The organism is Pseudomonas sp. HR1 (assembly GCF_030175875.1).
GTDB lineage: Bacteria > Pseudomonadota > Gammaproteobacteria > Pseudomonadales > Pseudomonadaceae > Chryseomonas > Chryseomonas oryzihabitans.
The window spans coordinates 1-1,088 of the sequence record NZ_JASNRF010000032.1 but is presented as its reverse complement, the minus strand read 5'-3'; the positions used below and the strand labels follow the sequence as shown (position 1 = coordinate 1,088).

Here is a 1,088-nt window from a genome sequence, read left to right as displayed (position 1 = left end):
AGCTCTGAATCCCCAAGCTGTTCGGTCAATGCGTTTACGAGCGCAGCTTGATCTAGGCTTACGCAGAAGCACGCTTCGTTGAGCGCTGCGGCTGTCGAACCGCATTTTCTTGATGAGGACGCTTGCACGTGAAACCTCCAGAACCAAATATACAGCTTCGAAAGTCTCGGCCTCTTTCGGTTCAGCCTGGCGTTTCTATGAGCGTAGGTCAGGGTCGTTGCTGGCACTCTGCCATTAACTAGGGAAACTCTGAAAAAGACTTCTGATTTGGCAAAATACCGCGACCCCACCCACCGAGTTTCCCGATGAAGCAGATGACCTTCGCCGACGCCGAGTACGCTGGCAAGCGCAAGCAAACCCGCAAGGAGTTGTTCCTGATCGAGATGGATCGGGTGGTGCGGTGGAAGGGCTTGATTGCTTTGATCGAGCCACATTATCCGAAGGGTGAAGGTGGCCGTCCGGCCTACCCGTTGATGGCGATGCTGCGTGTGCATCTGCTGCAGAACTGGTTCGGCTACAGCGATCCAGCGATGGAGGAAGCGCTGTACGAAACCACGATCCTGCGCCAGTTTGCCGGGCTGAACCTGGAGCGCATCCCCGACGAAACCACCATTCTCAACTTCCGCCGCTTGCTGGAGAAACACGAGCTGGCGGCCGGCATCCTCGCTGTCATCAATGGCTATCTGGGCGACCGCGGCCTGTCGCTGCGCCAGGGCACCATCGTCGATGCAACGCTGATCAATGCGCCCAGTTCGACCAAGAACAAGGACGGCAAGCGCGACCCGGAAATGCACCAGACCAAGAAGGGAAACCAGTATTATTTCGGCATGAAGGCCCACATCGGCGCCGATGACGAATCGGGTCTGGTGCACAGCGTAGTGGGCACGGCGGCCAATGTGGCGGATGTCACCCAGCTGGACAAATTGCTGCATGGCGACGAAAACGTGGTCTGCGCCGATGCAGGCTACACCGGTGTCGAAAAGCGGCCCGAGCATGAAGGACGTGAAGTTATCTGGCAGGTGGCGGCACGCCGCAGCACCTACAAAAAACTCGATAAGCGCAGCGTGCTGTACAAAGCCAAGCGCACG

The 1,088-nt window shown here is 57.6% G+C and carries 1 protein-coding gene; it reads left to right on the top strand.

Going from position 1 to position 1,088, the window contains the following annotated elements; translation table 11 throughout:
* Window positions 1-305: 305 nt before the first annotated feature.
* On the top strand, window positions 306-1,088 hold a 783-nt coding region (locus tag QKY98_RS23395), incomplete at its 3' end, for an IS5-like element IS1384 family transposase (RefSeq protein ID WP_284671675.1).